Source organism: Rahnella perminowiae, assembly GCF_019049695.1.
GTDB lineage: Bacteria > Pseudomonadota > Gammaproteobacteria > Enterobacterales > Enterobacteriaceae > Rahnella > Rahnella perminowiae.
The window spans coordinates 89,307-107,974 of the sequence record NZ_JAFMOT010000172.1; the positions used below are offsets into that span (position 1 = coordinate 89,307).

Annotated in this window: 14 protein-coding genes; 8 read left to right on the forward strand and 6 right to left on the reverse strand. The window is 51.9% G+C overall.

From position 1 onward, the window contains the following. Position 1 precedes the first annotated feature (1 nt). From trmH to J1781_RS10610, 3 genes are all read left to right on the forward strand, one after another. A complete protein-coding gene (gene trmH, locus J1781_RS10600; protein WP_129955260.1) occupies positions 2–700 on the forward strand; it encodes a tRNA (guanosine(18)-2'-O)-methyltransferase TrmH in 699 nt (232 codons plus the stop codon). Beyond that, complete coding sequence (gene recG / locus J1781_RS10605) at positions 697–2,778, forward strand: ATP-dependent DNA helicase RecG (RefSeq protein WP_217219259.1); 2,082 nt, start codon at positions 697–699, stop codon at positions 2,776–2,778. The genes trmH and recG overlap by 4 nt, the downstream gene beginning before the upstream one ends. Positions 2,779–3,011: 233 nt before the next feature. Next, positions 3,012–4,337 carry a PTS sugar transporter subunit IIC gene (locus J1781_RS10610; RefSeq protein WP_217233515.1) on the forward strand — a complete coding sequence of 442 codons (1,326 nt, stop codon included), beginning with the start codon at positions 3,012–3,014 and terminating at the stop codon, positions 4,335–4,337. 55 nt (positions 4,338–4,392) lie between these two features. Here the strand turns inward: J1781_RS10610 and gltS are convergent, their stop codons facing one another. Then, entirely contained in the window at positions 4,393–5,604 is a 1,212-nt protein-coding gene (gene gltS / locus J1781_RS10615; RefSeq protein WP_129955257.1) for a sodium/glutamate symporter, read from the reverse strand. Between the two features lie 238 nt (positions 5,605–5,842). Between gltS and J1781_RS10620 the strand changes: the two genes are divergently transcribed. Both J1781_RS10620 and J1781_RS10625 read left to right on the forward strand, forming a co-directional pair. Next, positions 5,843–7,234 (forward strand): nucleobase:cation symporter-2 family protein, encoded by a 1,392-nt coding sequence (locus J1781_RS10620; protein WP_129955256.1) that lies wholly within the window; start codon positions 5,843–5,845, stop codon positions 7,232–7,234. 154 nt (positions 7,235–7,388) lie between these two features. Beyond that, positions 7,389–9,083, forward strand: coding sequence for an AsmA family protein (locus J1781_RS10625; protein ID WP_129955255.1), 1,695 nt, complete (start codon positions 7,389–7,391; stop codon positions 9,081–9,083). A 66-nt stretch (positions 9,084–9,149) separates the two neighbouring features. Here J1781_RS10625 and fabY read toward each other — a convergent pair whose 3' ends face one another. The 5 genes from fabY to typA all read right to left on the reverse strand — a co-directional run bounded on the left by fabY (position 9,150) and on the right by typA (position 14,026). Beyond that, the gene (fabY, locus tag J1781_RS10630; protein WP_129992199.1) at positions 9,150–10,082 is read right to left on the reverse strand and encodes a fatty acid biosynthesis protein FabY; all 933 of its coding nucleotides are present in this window, start codon (positions 10,080–10,082) and stop codon (positions 9,150–9,152) included. A gap of 33 nt (positions 10,083–10,115) precedes the next feature. Continuing rightward, positions 10,116–10,553, reverse strand: a complete 438-nt coding sequence (gene dtd / locus J1781_RS10635; protein ID WP_129955253.1) for a D-aminoacyl-tRNA deacylase — start codon at positions 10,551–10,553, stop codon at positions 10,116–10,118. 18 nt (positions 10,554–10,571) lie between these two features. Continuing rightward, the gene (locus tag J1781_RS10640) at positions 10,572–11,441 is read right to left on the reverse strand and encodes a virulence factor BrkB family protein (protein WP_129955252.1); all 870 of its coding nucleotides are present in this window, start codon (positions 11,439–11,441) and stop codon (positions 10,572–10,574) included. Positions 11,442–11,452: 11 nt separating this feature from the next. Then, on the reverse strand, positions 11,453–12,040 hold the full coding sequence (gene yihX / locus J1781_RS10645) for a glucose-1-phosphatase (RefSeq protein WP_217157263.1): 588 nt from the start codon (positions 12,038–12,040) through the stop codon (positions 11,453–11,455). A 162-nt stretch (positions 12,041–12,202) separates the two neighbouring features. After that, positions 12,203–14,026, reverse strand: coding sequence for a ribosome-dependent GTPase TypA (gene typA / locus J1781_RS10650; RefSeq protein WP_129955250.1), 1,824 nt, complete (start codon positions 14,024–14,026; stop codon positions 12,203–12,205). Positions 14,027–14,497: 471 nt separating this feature from the next. Between typA and glnA the strand changes: the two genes are divergently transcribed. The 3 genes from glnA to glnG all read left to right on the forward strand — a co-directional run bounded on the left by glnA (position 14,498) and on the right by glnG (position 18,630). Further along, a complete protein-coding gene (gene glnA, locus J1781_RS10655) occupies positions 14,498–15,907 on the forward strand; it encodes a glutamate--ammonia ligase (RefSeq protein ID WP_129955249.1) in 1,410 nt (469 codons plus the stop codon). A gap of 253 nt (positions 15,908–16,160) precedes the next feature. After that, positions 16,161–17,210 (forward strand): nitrogen regulation protein NR(II), encoded by a 1,050-nt coding sequence (gene glnL / locus J1781_RS10660; RefSeq protein ID WP_013577653.1) that lies wholly within the window; start codon positions 16,161–16,163, stop codon positions 17,208–17,210. 7 nt (positions 17,211–17,217) lie between these two features. Next, the gene (glnG, locus tag J1781_RS10665) at positions 17,218–18,630 is read left to right on the forward strand and encodes a nitrogen regulation protein NR(I) (protein WP_095924078.1); all 1,413 of its coding nucleotides are present in this window, start codon (positions 17,218–17,220) and stop codon (positions 18,628–18,630) included. Positions 18,631–18,668 lie beyond the last annotated feature (38 nt).

Below are 18,668 nucleotides of genomic sequence, written 5' to 3' on the forward strand. Positions count from 1 at the left end.
TATGACCCCAGAACGTTATGCGCGCATCCGCGAAATGCTTACAGCCCGACAGCCAGACCTGACGGTTTGCATGGAGCAGGTGCATAAACCGCATAACGTTTCTGCCGTCATCCGCACGGCAGACGCCGTCGGCGTTCACGAAATTCATGCTGTCTGGCCCACCACCCGAATGAAGACACTGGTCTCTTCGGCGGCGGGTAGCAACAGCTGGGTTCAGGTCAAAACGCACAAAAATATTCAGGATGCCGTCGCCAAAATGAAAGCGAAGGGCATGCAAATCCTGGCAACAAACTTGTCAGAGAAAGCCGTCGACTTCCGCGCGATTGATTACACCCGCCCGACCTGTATTTTGCTCGGTCAGGAAAAAACCGGTATCACACCTGAAGCATTAGCGCTGGCAGACAGCGATATCATCATTCCGATGATCGGTATGGTGCAATCTTTGAACGTTTCTGTCGCCTCAGCGTTAATCCTGTATGAAGCGCAGCGCCAGCGCGAAAATGCCGGTATGTATCGTCGCGACAACAGCCTGTTGAACGAGAAAGAACAGCAGCGACTGCTGTTTGAAGGCGGCTATCCGGTCCTGTCGAATGTGGCAAAGCGGAAGAAACTGCCCCGCCCTTTCATTGACGATCGCGGGCAAATCATTGCCGATGATGAATGGTGGTCTGCGATGCAAATGACGGTTAAGAAAAGATGAAAGGCCGCCTGCTCGACGCTATCCCACTGACGTCGCTTTCCGGCGTCGGAGCCAGCCAGGCAGACAAACTCGCCAAACTCGGCCTTGAAACTATTCAGGATTTACTGTTTCATCTTCCTTTACGCTATGAAGATCGTACCCGCCTTTACACCATCAATGATTTACAACCCGGCATTTTCGCGACAATAGAAGGCGAAGTCCTGCGCAGCGATATCAGTTTTGGTCGCCGCAGAATGCTGACCTGTCAGATAAGTGACGGCACAGGCATGGCGACGTTACGCTTCTTCAACTTTAACGCCGCAATGAAAAACAGTCTGGCTGCAGGGCGTCGTGTTACCGCTTATGGTGAAATCAAACGCGGCACGATCGGCGCTGAAATCATTCACCCGGAATACCGTATTCAGGGTGAAAACAGCGAAGTCGTTCTGCAGGAATCACTGACGCCGGTTTATCCGACAACAGAAGGTATCCGCCAGGCGACATTGCGTAAACTGACGGATCAGGCACTTGAACTGCTCGACACAGTACCTATTGCCGAACTGTTACCAGAGGAACTGAGCCGTTCGCTGATCCCCCTTCCTCAGGCCCTGCATTTACTGCATCGCCCGCCGCCAGATATCCAGCTTGCCGATCTTGAGAAAGGTCATCATCCTGCTCAACGCCGACTGATTATGGAAGAATTGCTGGCACATAATCTCAGTATGCTGGCCGTCCGTGCCGGTACTCAGAGTTATAAAGCTCTGCCGCTGCGTCATGACGATCGCCTGAAAAATCAGTTCCTTGCCTCTCTTCCTTTCAGCCCCACCGGTGCGCAGCAACGGGTTGTGGCGGAAATTGAACAGGACCTGGCCAAAAGTTATCCCATGATGCGTCTGGTGCAAGGCGACGTGGGCTCAGGTAAAACGCTGGTGGCCGCCCTTGCCGCACTTTGCGCTATTGCTCAGGGGCAACAGGTCGGATTAATGGCACCGACAGAATTGCTGGCCGAACAGCATGCGAATAATTTCCGTCAGTGGTTTGAACCGCTGGGTATTCAGGTCGGCTGGCTGGCGGGTAAACAAAAGGGTAAAGCACGGCAGGCGCAACAGGATGCGATCGCCAGCGGACAGGTTTCGATGGTGGTGGGGACGCACGCTATCTTTCAGGAACAGGTTTTGTTCTCGTCACTGTCGCTGGTCATTATCGATGAACAACACCGTTTCGGTGTGCATCAGCGTCTGGCGTTGTGGGAAAAAGGTTTGCAACAGGGCTTCCACCCGCATCAGCTGATCATGACCGCCACGCCGATCCCACGCACACTGGCAATGACCGCTTACGCTGATCTGGATACGTCAGTCATCGACGAACTGCCGCCAGGGCGCACGCCGGTGACTACTGTCGCCATTCCGGACACACGACGCAGCGACATTATCAGCCGCGTCAAAAGTGCCTGCGAGCAGGAAAATCGTCAGGCTTATTGGGTGTGTACACTGATTGAAGAGTCGGAGATGCTGGAAGCGCAGGCCGCAGAAGCCACATGGGAAGGCCTGAAGGAGGCACTCCCGGCTCTGAATATCGGACTGGTTCACGGTCGCATGAAAGCCCTGGAAAAGCAGTCCGTCATGCAGGCCTTCAAACAAGGTGAAGTACAACTTCTGGTGGCAACGACTGTCATTGAAGTCGGCGTTGACGTCCCGAACGCCAGCCTGATGATTATCGAAAACCCGGAGCGTTTAGGGCTGGCCCAGTTACACCAGTTACGCGGGCGCGTGGGTCGTGGTGCCGTGGCTTCTCACTGTGTTCTGCTCTATAAAACGCCGCTCAGCAAAACAGCACAGAAACGTTTGCAGGTTTTACGCGACAGCAACGACGGCTTCGTTATTGCTCAGCAGGATTTAGAAATCCGCGGGCCAGGTGAACTATTGGGCACGCGTCAGACGGGCAGTGCCGAGTTTAAAGTCGCTGACTTATTACGTGATCAGGCGATGATCCCGGATGTACAGCGCATTGCACGTTATCTGCAGCAGCAATTCCCTGACCATGCCCAGGCCCTGATTGAGCGCTGGCTGCCAGAAAGAGTCCGTTACACTAACGCCTGATCTCTCTTCTCGCTCATTCACACTTCATCAAATCATTATTAATAATGATGTTTTGTTTTCAACATATTCTCTTCCCTTTTCCCCATTGCGTCTTCAAAACAGCTTTCCGCTCAGGTTATTTGATAACCTTCACAGAGTGGGGCAAAGCAGGTAACCGGTTCCACACCCCGCCACTACACTGATGATTATTAAGGCAACCCTGTCTGATGTCCTCAACATAAGGTCAAATCATCATGAGTATCAGTCAATCCCTCTTTACCTTTATAGAACAAAAAATCAGCCCCTTTGCCGCACGACTGTCTTCACAGCGACATGTCATGGCGGTACGGGATGGCTTTATTTCAGCAATGCCCTTTATGATTGTGGGTTCGTTTTTACTGGTTTTTGTTCACCCGCCGTTCTCGCCTGAATCGTCCTGGGGCTTTGCCAGAAACTGGCTGGCGCTCTCGGCAAAATATGAAGTGCAGATCCTGACGCCGTTCAATATGACGATGGGTATCATGTCCATCTATATCTCGGCATCGATCGCCTACAATCTGGCGAGAAGTTATAAACTCGATCCGTTCATGACCGCAATGCTGGCGCTGATGTCTTTCCTGCTGGTCGCAGCACCGCAGATTGATGAAAAGATGTCGACGGCAGCGCTGGGCGGCGTGGGGATCTTTACCGCCATTCTGGTGGCAATTTATGTCACCGAACTGACGCGGTTACTGAAAAAATACAATATTGGTATCCGTTTACCCGAACAGGTGCCTTCAAACATTAAGCATTCGTTTGATTTGCTGATCCCGATTGTTGCCGTGGTGATTACGCTTTTCCCGCTGAGCTTACTGGTACAGTCAGGGTTTGATATGTTGTTGCCACAGGCGATTATGGCCCTGTTTGAACCGCTGATTTCTGCCGCAGACTCACTGCCTGCAGTACTTCTCGCCGTGCTGATTTGCCACCTGCTGTGGTTTGCGGGCATCCATGGCTCGGCCATTGTTTCCGGTATGTTGCAAGCTTTTTGGTTAACCAATCTCGGTCTGAATCAGACTGATCTCGCTGCCGGTTTACCCATGACACACATCATGACCGAGGCCTTCTGGAATTTCCTGATCGTTATTGGCGGTTCAGGAGCGACGATGGGGCTGGTGCTGTTATTCTGCCGAAGTAAATCAGCACATCTGCGTACGATGGGGAAACTCAGCCTGGTGCCAAGTTGTTTCAATATCAATGAGCCGGTGATTTTTGGCACGCCTATCGTCATGAACCCGGTATTTTTCATCCCTTTCCTGCTGGCACCGATGGTCAATGCTGTTATCGCCTATTTTGCCGTTTCGACGGATATTCTTCCGCACATGATTTCACTGGTTCCGTGGACATCGCCGGCACCGGTGGGTGCGGCATGGGCAATGGGCTGGGATTTCAAAGTATCAATACTGGTCATACTACTGATGGCGCTGTCGATGGTGATTTATTACCCGTTCTTCAAAGTTTATGAGAAGCAGTTACTGACGCAGGAGAAAACCGCTGAAGCCGAACCGATGTTCACTAAAAAAGCGGACGCAGCACAATAAACCTGACGGGAAGGAATGAGTCAGGCACAGAAGCGACGTTTCTGTGCCTGTTTTTTTAACTGATCGCCGGGAATACGGGCAACATCAGATAGAGTTTAATCACAATCGCATTAGCAATATCAATGAAGAACGCCCCCACCATCGGCACCACCAGAAACGCAAGGTGCGAAGGACCAAACTGATTGGTGATCGCCTGCATATTGGCAATAGCCGTCGGGGTAGCACCCAGCCCGAAACCACAGTGTCCTGCCGCCAGCACCGCTGCATCGTAGTTTTTTCCCATCACGCGATAAGTCACGAAAATTGCGTAACACGCCATCGAGAGCGTTTGCACGATAAGAATCGCCATCATCGGCAACGCGAGAGATGCCATCTCCCATAATTTAAGACTCATCAAAGCCATGGCGAGGAACAGCGACAAACTGACGTTACCCAGCACGGATACCGCACGGTCAAAGACACGGTAAAAACCGAGCCATGCCAGTACGTTACTCATGATAACGCCCACGAAGAGCACGCAGACAAAGGTTGGGATTTCAAAGGCCGAACCTTGCAACATGCTGGAGGTATATGTGCCTGCCATCAGGCAAATCGCGATCAGGGCGATAGTTTCCACCATCACCAGTGGCGTAATCATCCTGCCAATTGACGGTTTCTCAAATGCGCTCGGATCGACCGTATCTTCAGGATTTCCGTTGGGGGAGGAGGAATGGCTAACCAGATAGCGCGCCACCGGACCGCCAATAATACCGCCAAGAACCAGTCCAAAAGTCGCGCAGGCCATAGCGACTTCTGTGGCATTTTCAAAGCCATAACGCTCAATAAACAGTTTGCTCCATGCCGCCCCGGTGCCATGCCCGCCGGAAAGGGTAATCGACCCCGCCAGCAATCCCATCAGCGGATCCAGCCCCAGCATTTTCGCCATACCGATGCCGATGGCATTTTGCAAAAGCAGTAAACCCAGAACAACAAAGACCAGCAGAAACAGCGATTTCCCACCTTTCCGCAGGCTTGCCAGGTTAGCGTTAAGACCGATCGTGGCAAAAAACGCCAGCATCAGTGGCTCTTTTAAAGACATGTCGAAACCGACTTCCCAGCCGAACATCTGATTAGCGAGCAGCAGCAATAAAGCGACCAGTAAACCACCGGCAACAGGTTCAGGAATGGTGTATTTCTTGAGGAATTTGACCGACTGGACGCATTTTCGTCCTAAAAGGAGTACCAACGTGGCAGCAACCAGGGTGCCGTAGGTATCGAGTTGAATCATTGACGAACTCCATTCTGAAATAAATCCAATAAAATTATTGGCTTATAAAATTTACACTGACATATTTTTTCCCAGAAACTGAATTAGAAGTCATACACACTACATCAGGCAAGAAAAACAGGTCATAAATCCCACCCAATCCCAAACCTGCTGCGGAAAATCCCGCTTAGCAAACGATTGCTTTTGTCGCTGATTTCTATAAAAATGCCCGCTTTGCCGCTTATTGGAATGCCACAGCATGAGTTCGCAAACCGCAGAACAAGAAACACAGCAACCCGATCTCTCCCGCCAGCAAAAAAGTGAACTGATTTACCGGCTCGAGGACCGTCCGCCATTACCACAGACATTATTCGCCGCCTGTCAGCACTTGCTGGCGATGTTTGTTGCGGTAATAACACCCGCATTGCTGATTTGTCAGGCGCTGGGTTTACCTGCACAGGATACGCAGCACATCATCAGCATGTCGCTGTTCGCCTCCGGTCTGGCCTCTATTTTACAGATTAAGACCTGGGGACCGGTCGGCTCGGGTTTACTCTCTATTCAGGGCACCAGCTTTAACTTTGTGGCACCGCTTATCATGGGCGGGATGGCGCTGAAAAATGGCGGTGCGGATGTGCCGACCATGATGGCGGCGCTGTTCGGTACGCTGATGCTGGCTTCCTGTACCGAAATCATTCTTTCCCGTTTCCTGCATCTCGCGCGCCGCATTATTACGCCGCTGGTTTCCGGCATTGTGGTGATGATTATCGGGCTGTCACTCATTCAGGTCGGTCTGACGTCTATCGGCGGCGGTTATGCGGCCATGAGCGATCACACTTTTGGGGCACCGAAAAATCTGCTGCTGGCTGCTGTTGTGCTGGTGGTGATTATCCTGCTAAACCGTCAGCGCAACCCTTATCTGCGTGTCGCGTCTCTGGTTATCGCGATGGCCGTGGGTTATCTGGTAGCCTGGATGACGGGCATGTTGCCAACCGTCGCGCCAGCCACACAAAGCAACTGGATAACATTACCGACACCGTTGTATTACGGTCTGGGTTTTGACTGGAATCTGCTGATCCCGCTGATGCTGATTTTCATGGTGACATCACTGGAAACCATCGGGGATATTACGGCCACTTCAGACGTTTCTGAACAACCGGTCAGCGGCCCGCTGTATATGAAGCGCATAAAAGGTGGCGTGCTGGCCAATGGTCTGAACTCAATGCTTTCTGCAGTATTTAACACCTTCCCGAACTCCTGCTTCGGACAAAACAACGGCGTCATTCAACTGACCGGCGTTGCCAGCCGTTATGTTGGTTTTGTGGTCGCGCTGATGTTGATTATCCTCGGGCTGTTCCCTGCCGTTGCAGGATTTGTGCAGCATATTCCTGAACCGGTGCTGGGCGGTGCCACCATCGTGATGTTCGGTACTATTGCCGCTTCAGGTGTGCGTATTGTTTCCCGTGAGCGTCTGAATCGCCGCGCGATTATGATCATGGCGCTTTCTCTCGCCGTCGGCATGGGGGTTTCACAGCAGCCGCTGATCCTGCAATTCGCGCCAGACTGGCTGAAAACCCTTCTGTCTTCTGGCATTGCGGCGGGCGGTATTACTGCGATTGTTCTGAATCTGGTTTTCCCTCACGAAAAGTGATCACGGGATGTAATCTGTGTGCAACAGCGGCAGTGGGTCTGGAACCCCTGCCGTTTTTTATTGCCTCCGTTCTGCTAACCTGTTGAGAAAAGTCGCTGTTTGCGGCATAAACAAAGAATCTTTTTTCCACTTTCCCGTTACAGGGCTCCAGACGATGAGATTTATCGGTAAAATTTTGCTGACGTTCGCCTTACTTCTGGTGCTGGCGATCGTGCTGGTGTACGTCCTATTACAAACCCGCTGGGCGGCTGGCTGGGTCAGCCGCTGGGTCAGCAATAACAGCGAGTATCGTCTTTCCGTGGAGAAACTCGACCATAACTGGTCGTCGCCGGGTCGCGTGACGTTAACCCATGTGATTTTCGGGCAGAAGAATCAACCGGAAGTGCTGAATGCCGGTGAAGTTGATCTGGATTTAAGCTGGCGGCAAATCACCGAACCGCGCTTTTTCGATCGCGTCGTTTTGGTCAACGGACGCCTCAACGTCAGTCCCTCCTCAATCAGATTGCCGTTGCAGGCCAATACTTTGCAACTGAGCAAGATGGCGCTTACCGGCAATGCCGCGGGCTTAGACATTCAGGGCCAGCAAATTAACGCCGGTATTTCGCCGTGGCAGCCAAAATCCAGTCAACTATTAGGGGATAAGGCTGACTTCCAGCTGAGCGCTGCCGGCCTGACGGTCAACGGGCTGGCAACCGAAAATGTGCTGATTCAGGGTAATATCGATCATAAAAATCTGACGCTGAGTAATTTTGGCGGCGATCTGGCCCGCGGTCAGTTAACGGGCAAAGCCACACAGGCCGCCGACGGTAGCTGGAACATTGAAAACCTGCGTCTGAGCAATGTGCGCCTGCAAACTTCAAAACCGCTTTCCGCTTTCTTCGATGACTTCCAGACCCTGCCAAAAGTGACTATTCAACGCCTTGATCTGATTGATGCCCGTTTGCAGGGAACGGACTGGGCATTCAGTGACGTTGATTTATCCGTGCAGGATCTGACGCTCGAAAAAGGCGACTGGCAAAGCGACGAGGGTGAAATCACCCTGAATGCGACCGATATGATTGATGGGAATCTGCATATTCAGGATCCGATCATTAGCCTCGACCTTTCGCCGCAGGGTATCGCTATCAAACAAGCCACGGCGCGCTGGGAGCGCAGTTTATTGCGCACGACCGGTAACTGGCTGCGCGCCAACAAACGTCTGCAGCTTGATGAGGTTTCCGTTGCGGGCCTGGAATACACACTGCCGGAGAACTGGAAACAACTCTGGAACCAGGCGCTGCCAGATTCGCTGTCTGAAGTCTTTATCAGCCGGTTTATTGCTAACCGGAACCTGATTATTGATATCAATCCGCAGTTCCCCTTCCAGCTGACCGCGCTTGATGGCCTTGGCAATAACCTGCTGCTGGCGCGTAATCATCAATGGGGGATCTGGAGCGGTAAACTGAATCTGAATGCCAGCGAAGCAACGTTTAACCGCAATGACGTGCGTCGCCCTTCCATCACGCTGGAGGCGAACGACCGACAGGTGAATATTTCAGAGCTGAGTGCCTTTACCAAAGAGGGATTGCTGGAAGCCAGCGCGACGGTTGATCAGCAGCCACAGCGTCATTTCTCTATGAAAATGACCGGTCGCTCCGTACCGGCAAATCAGCTGGAAAACTGGGGATGGCCACATGTTGCACTGGAAGGTAATGCCAATATGCAGCTGAATCTGCAAGGACAAATGCCGGCAAACGTTGATTACAAACCGACGCTCAGCGGTACATTGCAGATAAACGGCAGCCAGACAATTGAACAGAGGATGGTGAACGGATTGGTTTCCGGTGCACCCGCGTCCGCAGCCCCTTAGTTCTGATCAGAACCGTAAATATAAAAAGGCACCGCAATGCGGTGCCTTTTGTTTGCGCGGAACCGGTCAGTTAATCTCAGGCTCCAGCGGTGCGCCGGGCGCGGCGGGCAGCACGAGATAGGTGCCTTCAAACACTGCGCCGTCGATCTCATCGCCATATAAATTCACTTCGAGCTGCACGCGCGCTTTACGCCCGCGAGCCAGACGGTCGAGATCACCGCGAACAGAACCCAGGTCAGCCACGGCACGCGGCCTGCCGGTCACCGGCATGCTGTAACGAATGTGTGCATCAGCCAGCACAATGGTGCCGCCCAGATGACGTTCGCGCAGCAGCAACCAAATCAGCCCCCAGCCGGTCAGCGTTGCCAGCGAAAATAGACTGCCCGCAAACAACGTATGGTGCGGATTCTGGTTGCCCGTTTCCGGCATCGTGGTGACAAATCGCTGGCCGGTGTACTGACTGATACGCACGCCCATTTTTTCACTGAGCGGGATATGATCATACCAGGCCTGTTGCAGCTGGCCGCACCAGTCGGGGCGATGCAAAATATCATCCAGCGTTTCGATGGGTTTAATCATCAGAAAATGGCGAACCGGCGTTGTTTGCGGCGTGGTGATTTCGCCCTGATTCATAAAGCCCAGTTTGGCAAAGAAATCCACAGCATCTTCACGGGCGCTACAGACCACACGTTTTACCCCTTCCTGACGCGCCACAGACTCCAGGGTCATCGCGACCAGCGTTCCCAACCCTTTGTCCTGAACATTTGGATCAACCGCCAGAAAGCGGATAGAGGCTTCGTTATCAGCATTGATGTATAAACGGCCAACCGCCACCGGCTCGCCGTCTTCATCAACCACCATCTGGTGATGTGCAATGGAATCGTAGGCGTCCCGCTCTGAACCCTCCGGCTGGTGCAACGGTTTACGCAGCATTTCCCAGCGGAACCGATAATAGGCGGCCAGTTCTTTTTCAGTCGTCGGTACTCTCAGATGATACATAGATGCTTTCTCTCCGGCGTTATGCCTTATCGATCAGACTTGTAGCCAGAAGGTCACCGGTCCGTCGTTCACCAGTGCCACTTTCATGTCCGCAGCAAAGCGTCCGGTTTCGGTAACAACGCCCTTTTCCCGGCATTGCCCGCAAAAATATTGATATAACCGGTCGGCTTCTTGTGGTTCAGCCCCGCGAGAGAATCCCGGACGCATGCCTTTTTGTGTGTCTGCCGCCAGCGTGAACTGCGACACCACCAGCAGGCTGCCGCCAGCCTGCTGCACATTCAGATTCATCTTGTCATTTTCGTCACCGAAGATCCGGTACCCGATCACCCGTTCACAAAGGCGTTTGGCTTTTTGTTCATCATCACCCTGTTCGACGCCCAGTAAAACCAGTAAACCCGGCCCTATCTGGCCGCAGATTTCTCCATCAACCGTAACGCTGGCATTCAATACCCGCTGAATTAACGCAATCATAAAAATCCTTCGGACTGATTATTCTTCTGCCACATATTGAGCAGATTGCAATTTTCGCAGAGAACGAAACTCACCCAGCGTGACGGTAATTTCCGCCCCGAGAAGTACGATACACCAGCTGACATAGACCCAGAGAAATAAAATCGGGATCACAGCCAGTACACCGTAAATCAACTGATACGACGGGAAAAGCTGAATGTATAAGGTGAAGATTTTTTTACTCAACTCGAATAATGCACCGGAGACCAGCGCGCCTATCAGCGCATCTTTTGCCGGCACTCTGACTGTTGGTACCACCTGATACAGCAGCCAGAATGTTACCCAGGAGATCAGTAAAGGCAGAATGCGCAGCGCGTGGTCGATCACCGAATGTACACCGCTGATGTTCAGCCAGTTCAGGGAAAGCAGATACGAGCTGACAGCCACGCTGGCTACCAGCAAAATGGGTCCGAGCGTTAATACCATCCAGTACACCGCAAAGGAGAACACAATCGGACGTGTAGTTTTGCTGTCCCAGATTTTGTTCAGCACGCTGTCTACGGAGGCTATCAGAAGTAATGCGGTAACGATTAATCCGCAGGTGCCCACGGCCGTCATTTTGCTGGAGTTGGCCACAAACTGTTCGAGATAACGCTGGATGGTATTACCGGTCGCTGGCATAAAGTTAGAAAAGATGAAGGTTTTCAGCTGAGCACTGATATCTGAAAATACCGGGAATAACGCAAACAGCGAAAATACTACGGCGATCAGCGGAACCAGTGAAAGCAAAGAGACATAGGCCAGATGGCCCGCAAGAAGCGTCAGGCCATCTTTATCCGAACGCTTTAAGAGCAGGCGTGTAAATTTCCACAACGATTTTGGGTAGTGGCTCAGTGCCCTTTTCTGCATCCTTACATCCTTTAGGAAAAATATTTCGGTACCGTCTGGTTATCTTCCACCCATACAGCCTCAATGCCAACCGTCCGGGCGGCTTCGATATTTTCAGCAACATCATCAAAGAACACAGTCTGATCGGCGGAGAACCCTTCTTTCTCCAGAACATGCCGGAAAATTTCAGGCTCCGGTTTGCGCATACCCAGATTTTGCGAGAGGTACATCGCATCAGTATTCGCTTCGATTTCAGGATAATGATGGGGCCAGAAATCCAGATGCAAGCGGTTGGTATTAGAAAGCACGACAACGCGATGACCTTCTTTGCGCAGCTTCTGGAATAACGTGATAACGTCAGGACGGAGGTCAACGAAAACGGCATGCCAGCCCGCACTGAACTGCTCGAAGCTGAGCGCAATGCCCATTTCATTGCACAGATCGGCAGCAAACTGCTCATCACTGATTTCACCCCGCTCGTGCTTCTGGAACACCTCTCCCATTTTGAACCGCTCGGTCAGCGTGGCCAGCGGCGTTCCGCTGAGATGGCTCCACACGCCAAGGACACGTTTGAAATCAATATCAATAATGACGTTTCCCATATCAAAAATGTACAGCATTGCACGCTCCTGATTTCAAAGATGACTTTTAACTTTAGCGGTAAAACATACAGCTGAACAGTGACAGAGTTGCGGTGTTTATCTCTGCGTTAGAAAAATGCCAAAAAAAACAGGGTTCCCGAGGGCACCCTGTTTCTGTGTAACGACAAGCGTTAAAGAAGATTAACCTTCTTTAGGACCACGCATTGCACGTTTACGATCATTCTCGGTCAGGTGACGTTTACGGATACGCACAGACAGAGGAGTCACTTCGACCAGTTCGTCATCATCAATGAATTCCAGAGCTTGCTCCAGAGACATTTTGATAGCAGGAACCAATGTCGTTGCTTCGTCAGTACCGGACGCACGCATGTTGGTCAGTTTCTTACCGGTCAGGCAGTTGACAGTCAGGTCGTTAGAACGTGAGTGAATACCGATGATCTGGCCTTCATACACTTCTGCACCATGACCCAGGAACAACTTGCCGCGATCTTGCAGACCGAACAGAGCAAACGCAACCGCTTTACCCTGACCGTTAGAGATCAGCACGCCGTTCTGACGCTGGCCGATTTCGCCCGGACGAACGTCATCGTAATGACTGAACGTGGAGTACAGCAGACCGGTACCTGAAGTCATGGTCATGAATTCAGTACGGAAGCCGATCAGGCCGCGTGCAGGGATCAGGTAATCAAGACGGATACGCCCTTTACCGTCAGGGATCATGTCCTTGACATCGCCTTTACGCTCACCCATGGCCTGCATCACAGAACCCTGGTGCTGCTCTTCGATATCCAGTGTCACGTTTTCGAATGGCTCTTGCATGCGGCCATCGATTTTACGGTTGATAACTTTAGGACGGGAAACCGCCAGCTCGAAACCTTCACGACGCATGTTTTCGATCAGAACCGACAGGTGAAGTTCACCACGGCCTGAAACGCGGAATGCATCAGCATCTTCAGTTTCTTCAACACGCAATGCAACGTTGTGCACCAGTTCTTTGTTCAGACGGTCAAGGATCTGACGTGAAGTCACATACTTACCTTCTTTACCACAGAACGGAGAGGTGTTTACGTTGAAGTACATGGTTACGGTTGGTTCATCAACGCTCAGCGCTGGCAGGGCTTCAACATTCGCCGGGTCACAGATAGTGTCGGAGATGTTCAGTTCGCCCAGGCCGGTGATTGCGATGATATCGCCCGCTTCAGCAACGGTCGCTTCGATACGCTCAAGACCCATATGGGTCAGAACTTTACCCACTTTACCGTTACGGGTTTTGCCTTCGCTGTCGATGACAGTGATTTGTTGGTTAGGCTTAACGGTACCGCGTTTGATACGGCCGATGCCGATGACGCCAACATAGTTGTTGTAGTCCAGCTGAGAGATTTGCATCTGGAATGGTGCATCCATCTCAACTTGTGGTGGAGATACGTGGTCAACGATCGCCTGGTACAGCGGGGTCATGTCTTCGGCCATATCGTTATGGTCGTTACCCGCGATACCCATCAGTGCAGATGCATAGATGATTGGGAAATCGAGTTGTTCGTCGGTTGCGTCCAGGTTGACGAACAGGTCGAAGACCTGATCAACAACCCAGTCAGGACGCGCGCCAGGGCGGTCAACTTTGTTGATTACCACGATCGGTTTCAGACCATTAGCGAAGGCTTTTTTGGTCACGAAACGGGTTTGCGGCATTGGGCCATCCATTGCATCCACAACCAGCAGCACCGAGTCGACCATTGACATCACACGCTCAACCTCACCGCCGAAGTCGGCGTGTCCTGGGGTATCCACGATGTTGATGCGGTAGTCTTTCCAATTAATGGCGGTGTTTTTTGCGAGGATGGTAATCCCACGCTCTTTCTCCAAATCGTTGGAGTCCATTACGCGTTCGGTAGCTTCTGCACGTTCTCCGAAAGTACCGGATTGTTGCAGCAGCTTGTCGACCAGGGTGGTTTTACCATGGTCAACGTGGGCAATAATGGCGATGTTACGCAAATTTTCGATCACAGCTTTGCCTCAGGCATTAGAAATAGCGCGCTATTGTACACGTATTAAGCGAGGTTCTAAACAAGATCACAAGGATCTTGTTGAAACAACTTATGGATGGTTACTTTGTGATCCCTTTCACGGTGCAAAAAGACCACTGAACCATTATGACGCACCCTTTTGGTGCCTTACCTCTCGCAATCAGCACCATTTTAGTGCATGAATTCCGTTATGGTGCATACTTATCGAGTGCAAAAGCCCTGTAAAATGGCGTTGTTTGCATTTTCTCAAAGTTGGCACAGTTTTCGCTAATAGTTTTTAGAGTAAAAGTTTTTTAGGGTAAAAAATTTTTTACAGGGTGAAGGACCTGACCAGACAAATAATAGCGCTGTTCAGCCTACACGCCAGTTCCAGTAAGGCTGTTATTTCCAACTAAAGACCAAAAATGGTTATTCGTTCCACGACGATAATGAGAAATTCGGGAGAACTAGTATGTCCGCTGAACACGTTTTGACGATGCTGAATGAGCATGAAGTGAAGTTCGTAGATTTACGTTTCACTGATACCAAAGGCAAAGAGCAGCACGTCACCATTCCTGCGCACCAGGTTAGCGCTGACTTCTTCGAAGAAGGCAAAATGTTTGATGGCTCTTCAATCGGTGGCTGGAAAGGCATTAACGAATCTGACATGGTTCTGATGCCAGATGCGAGCACTGCTGTTCTTGACCCATTCTACGAAGAAACTACCCTGATCATTCGTTGCGATATCCTTGAGCCAACCACGCTGCAAGGTTATGACCGCGACCCACGTTCTACCGCAAAACGTGCAGAAGATTTCCTGCGCTCTTCCGGTATCGCGGACACCGTACTGTTCGGGCCAGAACCAGAATTCTTCCTGTTTGATGATGTGCGCTTCGGCAGCAGCATCTCCGGTTCTCACGTCGCTATCGATGATATCGAAGGCGCATGGAACTCAAGCACCAAATACGAAGGCGGCAACAAAGGCCACCGCCCTGCAGTAAAAGGCGGTTACTTCCCGGTTCCTCCGGTCGACTCTTCTCAGGATCTGCGTTCTACCATGTGTCTGACCATGGAAGAAATGGGTCTGGTTGTTGAAGCTCACCACCATGAAGTCGCCACCGCGGGTCAGAACGAAGTGGCAACCCGCTTCAATACCCTGACCAAAAAAGCCGACGAAATCCAAATCTACAAATACGTGGTGCACAATGTGGCTCACGCGTTTGGCAAAACGGCGACCTTCATGCCAAAACCAATGTTTGGCGATAACGGTTCCGGTATGCACTGCCACATGTCCCTGTCCAAGAACGGTAACAACCTGTTCTCTGGCGACAAATACGGCGGCCTGTCTGAAATGGCACTGTTCTACATCGGCGGTATCATCAAGCACGCTAAAGCGATCAACGCCTACGCTAACCCGACCACTAACTCTTACAAACGTTTGGTCCCGGGCTATGAAGCGCCAGTAATGCTGGCTTACTCTGCACGTAACCGTTCTGCATCCATCCGTATTCCACACGTATCAACGCCTAAAGCGATGCGTATCGAAGCACGCTTCCCTGATCCAGCGGCTAACCCATACCTGGCGTTTGCTGCACTGATGATGGCTGGCCTGGACGGTATCATCAACAAGATCCACCCTGGTGATGCGATGGACAAAAACCTGTATGACCTGCCACCGGAAGAAGAAGCAGAAATTCCAAAAGTTGCAGGTTCACTGGAAGAAGCCCTCAATGCATTGAACGATGACCGCGAGTTCCTGACCCGTGGCGGCGTGTTCACTGATGACGCTATCGATGCTTACATCGGTCTGCGTAAAGAAGAAATGGACCGCGTGCGTATGACTCCGCATCCGGTTGAGTTCGAACTGTACTACAGCGTCTAATTTCCGAATGAGACCCTGAACTCAGTGCCCGTCTTATAGCAGGCACTGAGTGTAATACCCGACTGAAGGCTGTGTTAATAACCCCTTCAGCGTCAAAATTAAGTCAGACGATTTATATTTGTTGCCGTGGAAACTTTCAGCCCATCTCCGGATGGGCTTTTTTCTCCACACTCTTTCCTGCTTAACCCCTCTGGCCCGTGATTTCGCCGGGTAACGAGATAAAATGCACCAATCAGGTGCGGGAGACTGCGGTATGGCAACTGGCAAGCTGCCCGATGCTGGGCAGATCCTGAATTCACTTATCAACAGCGTTCTGCTGTTAGACGACGAATTGGCTGTGCATTATGCCAATCCGGCCGCTCAGCAGTTACTGGCGCAAAGTTCACGAAAGCTTTTTGGCACTCCTTTGCCAGAACTGGTGGGATATTTTTCGCTGAACATCGAATTAATGCGTGAAAGTCTGACAGCCGGACAGGGCTTTACAGACAGTGAAGTGACACTGGTCGTGGATGGCAGGGCACATGTGTTGTCACTGACTGCTCAGATGCTGCCGGAAGGTTTTATTCTGGTAGAACTGGCACCGATGGATAATCAACGCCGTCTGAGCCAGGAACAATTACAGCACGCTCAACAAGTTGCCGCGCGTGATTTGATCCGCGGTCTGGCACATGAAATTAAAAATCCGCTTGGCGGTCTGCGTGGTGCAGCGCAACTTTTATCCAGGGCACTGCCTGATCCGGCCTTGCTGGAATACACCAAAGTCATTATTGAGCAGGCTGACCGTCTGCGTAATCTGGTCGACAGATTGCTGGGTCCGCAACGTCCGAGTCAGCATGTGACACAAAGTATTCATCAGGTTGCGGAACGTGTTTGCCAACTGGTGTCGATGGAAAAGCCAGATAACGTTCAACTGGTGCGGGACTATGACCCGAGCCTGCCGGAACTGGCGCATGACCCTGATCAGATAGAACAAATTTTATTGAATATTACCCGTAACGCCTTGCAGGCGCTGGGGGAGGAAGGCGGCACAATTACATTGCGCACACGTACTGCTTTCCAGATTACGTTACACGGCGTGCGTTATCGCCTGGTGGCCCGTATCGATATCGAAGATGACGGCCCCGGCGTACCGGCGCATTTGCAGGACACCCTTTTTTACCCCATGGTCAGTGGCCGCGAAGGAGGCACCGGTTTGGGCCTGTCCATCGCGCGCAGTTTGATTGATCAGCATTCGGGTAAAGTTGAATTTAACAGTTGGCCAGGACATACCGAATTCTCGGTATTCCTGCCTATTCGCCAGTGAGGTTCTTATGCAACGAGGGATAGTCTGGATCGTCGATGACGATAGCTCCATCCGCTGGGTACTTGAACGTGCGCTCACTGGAGCCGGTTTAACCTGCACGACGTTTGACAGCGGCAATGAAGTGCTTGATGCCATTGCGACTCAAACCCCTGACGTTTTGTTATCCGATATCCGGATGCCGGGAATGGACGGTTTAGCGCTGTTAAAGCAGATTAAACAACGTCATCCGATGCTTCCGGTCATCATAATGACAGCGCACTCCGATCTGGATGCTGCGGTCAGCGCCTATCAGCAAGGTGCATTTGATTATCTGCCAAAACCGTTCGACATTGACGAAGCCGTGGCACTGGTTGAGCGTGCCATCAGTCATTATCAGGAACAGCAGCAACCGGCACGCAGCCAGCCGGCAAGTGGCCCGACCGCAGATATTATCGGCGAAGCGCCGGCGATGCAGGACGTATTCCGCATTATCGGCCGTTTGTCCCGTTCTTCAATCAGCGTGCTGATCAACGGAGAATCCGGCACCGGTAAAGAACTGGTCGCGCATGCCTTACATCGCCACAGCCCGCGCGCTAAAGCGCCCTTTATCGCACTGAATATGGCTGCCATCCCGAAAGACCTGATCGAGTCCGAATTATTCGGGCACGAGAAAGGGGCATTTACCGGCGCCAACACTATCCGTCAGGGACGTTTTGAACAAGCCGATAACGGCACGCTCTTTCTTGATGAAATCGGTGATATGCCACTCGATGTGCAAACCCGTCTTCTGCGCGTGCTGGCAGATGGTCAGTTTTATCGTGTGGGCGGTTATGCGCCAGTAAAAGTGGACGTGCGCATCATCGCCGCAACTCACCAGAATCTGGAATTACGGGTTCAGGAAGGAAAATTCCGCGAGGATTTATTCCACCGCCTGAACGTTATCCGTGTCCATTTGCCGCCACTGCGTGAACGCCGTGAAGATATTCCGCGTCTGGCGCGTTACTTCCTGCAGGTAGCGGCCAAAGAGCTGGGTGTGGAAGCGAAAAATCTGCATCCGGAAACGGAAACGGCACTGACGCGATTGCCATGGCAGGGCAACGTGCGCCAGCTGGAAAATACCTGCCGCTGGCTCACCGTCATGGCAGCCGGTCAGGAAGTCCTGATCCAGGATTTACCCAGCGAACTGTTTGAGACCTCGGCGCCGGAAACCGGTGGTCAGAGTCTGCCGGACAGCTGGGCGACGTTGCTGGCACAGTGGGCCGACCGCGCACTGCGTTCCGGTCATCAAAACCTGCTGTCAGAAGCGCAACCTGAAATGGAACGTACGTTACTGACCACGGCGCTGCGCCATACGCAGGGGCATAAACAGGAAGCGGCACGGTTGCTGGGCTGGGGGCGAAATACCCTGACCCGCAAACTGAAAGAACTGGGCATGGAATAAAAGTCCCTGCACCAGACAGCAAAACAGCCGCTCATGCG

Coding starts and splice junctions, on each gene's coding strand:
- trmH (WP_129955260.1), top strand. CDS start 2: ATGACCCCAGAACGTTATGCGCGCATCCGCGAAATGCTTACAGCCCGA.
- recG (WP_217219259.1), top strand. CDS start 697: ATGAAAGGCCGCCTGCTCGACGCTATCCCACTGACGTCGCTTTCCGGC.
- J1781_RS10610 (WP_217233515.1), top strand. CDS start 3,012: ATGAGTATCAGTCAATCCCTCTTTACCTTTATAGAACAAAAAATCAGC.
- gltS (WP_129955257.1), bottom strand. CDS start 5,604: ATGATTCAACTCGATACCTACGGCACCCTGGTTGCTGCCACGTTGGTA.
- J1781_RS10620 (WP_129955256.1), top strand. CDS start 5,843: ATGAGTTCGCAAACCGCAGAACAAGAAACACAGCAACCCGATCTCTCC.
- J1781_RS10625 (WP_129955255.1), top strand. CDS start 7,389: ATGAGATTTATCGGTAAAATTTTGCTGACGTTCGCCTTACTTCTGGTG.
- fabY (WP_129992199.1), bottom strand. CDS start 10,082: ATGTATCATCTGAGAGTACCGACGACTGAAAAAGAACTGGCCGCCTAT.
- dtd (WP_129955253.1), bottom strand. CDS start 10,553: ATGATTGCGTTAATTCAGCGGGTATTGAATGCCAGCGTTACGGTTGAT.
- J1781_RS10640 (WP_129955252.1), bottom strand. CDS start 11,441: ATGCAGAAAAGGGCACTGAGCCACTACCCAAAATCGTTGTGGAAATTT.
- yihX (WP_217157263.1), bottom strand. CDS start 12,040: ATGCTGTACATTTTTGATATGGGAAACGTCATTATTGATATTGATTTC.
- glnA (WP_129955249.1), top strand. CDS start 14,498: ATGTCCGCTGAACACGTTTTGACGATGCTGAATGAGCATGAAGTGAAG.
- glnL (WP_013577653.1), top strand. CDS start 16,161: ATGGCAACTGGCAAGCTGCCCGATGCTGGGCAGATCCTGAATTCACTT.
- glnG (WP_095924078.1), top strand. CDS start 17,218: ATGCAACGAGGGATAGTCTGGATCGTCGATGACGATAGCTCCATCCGC.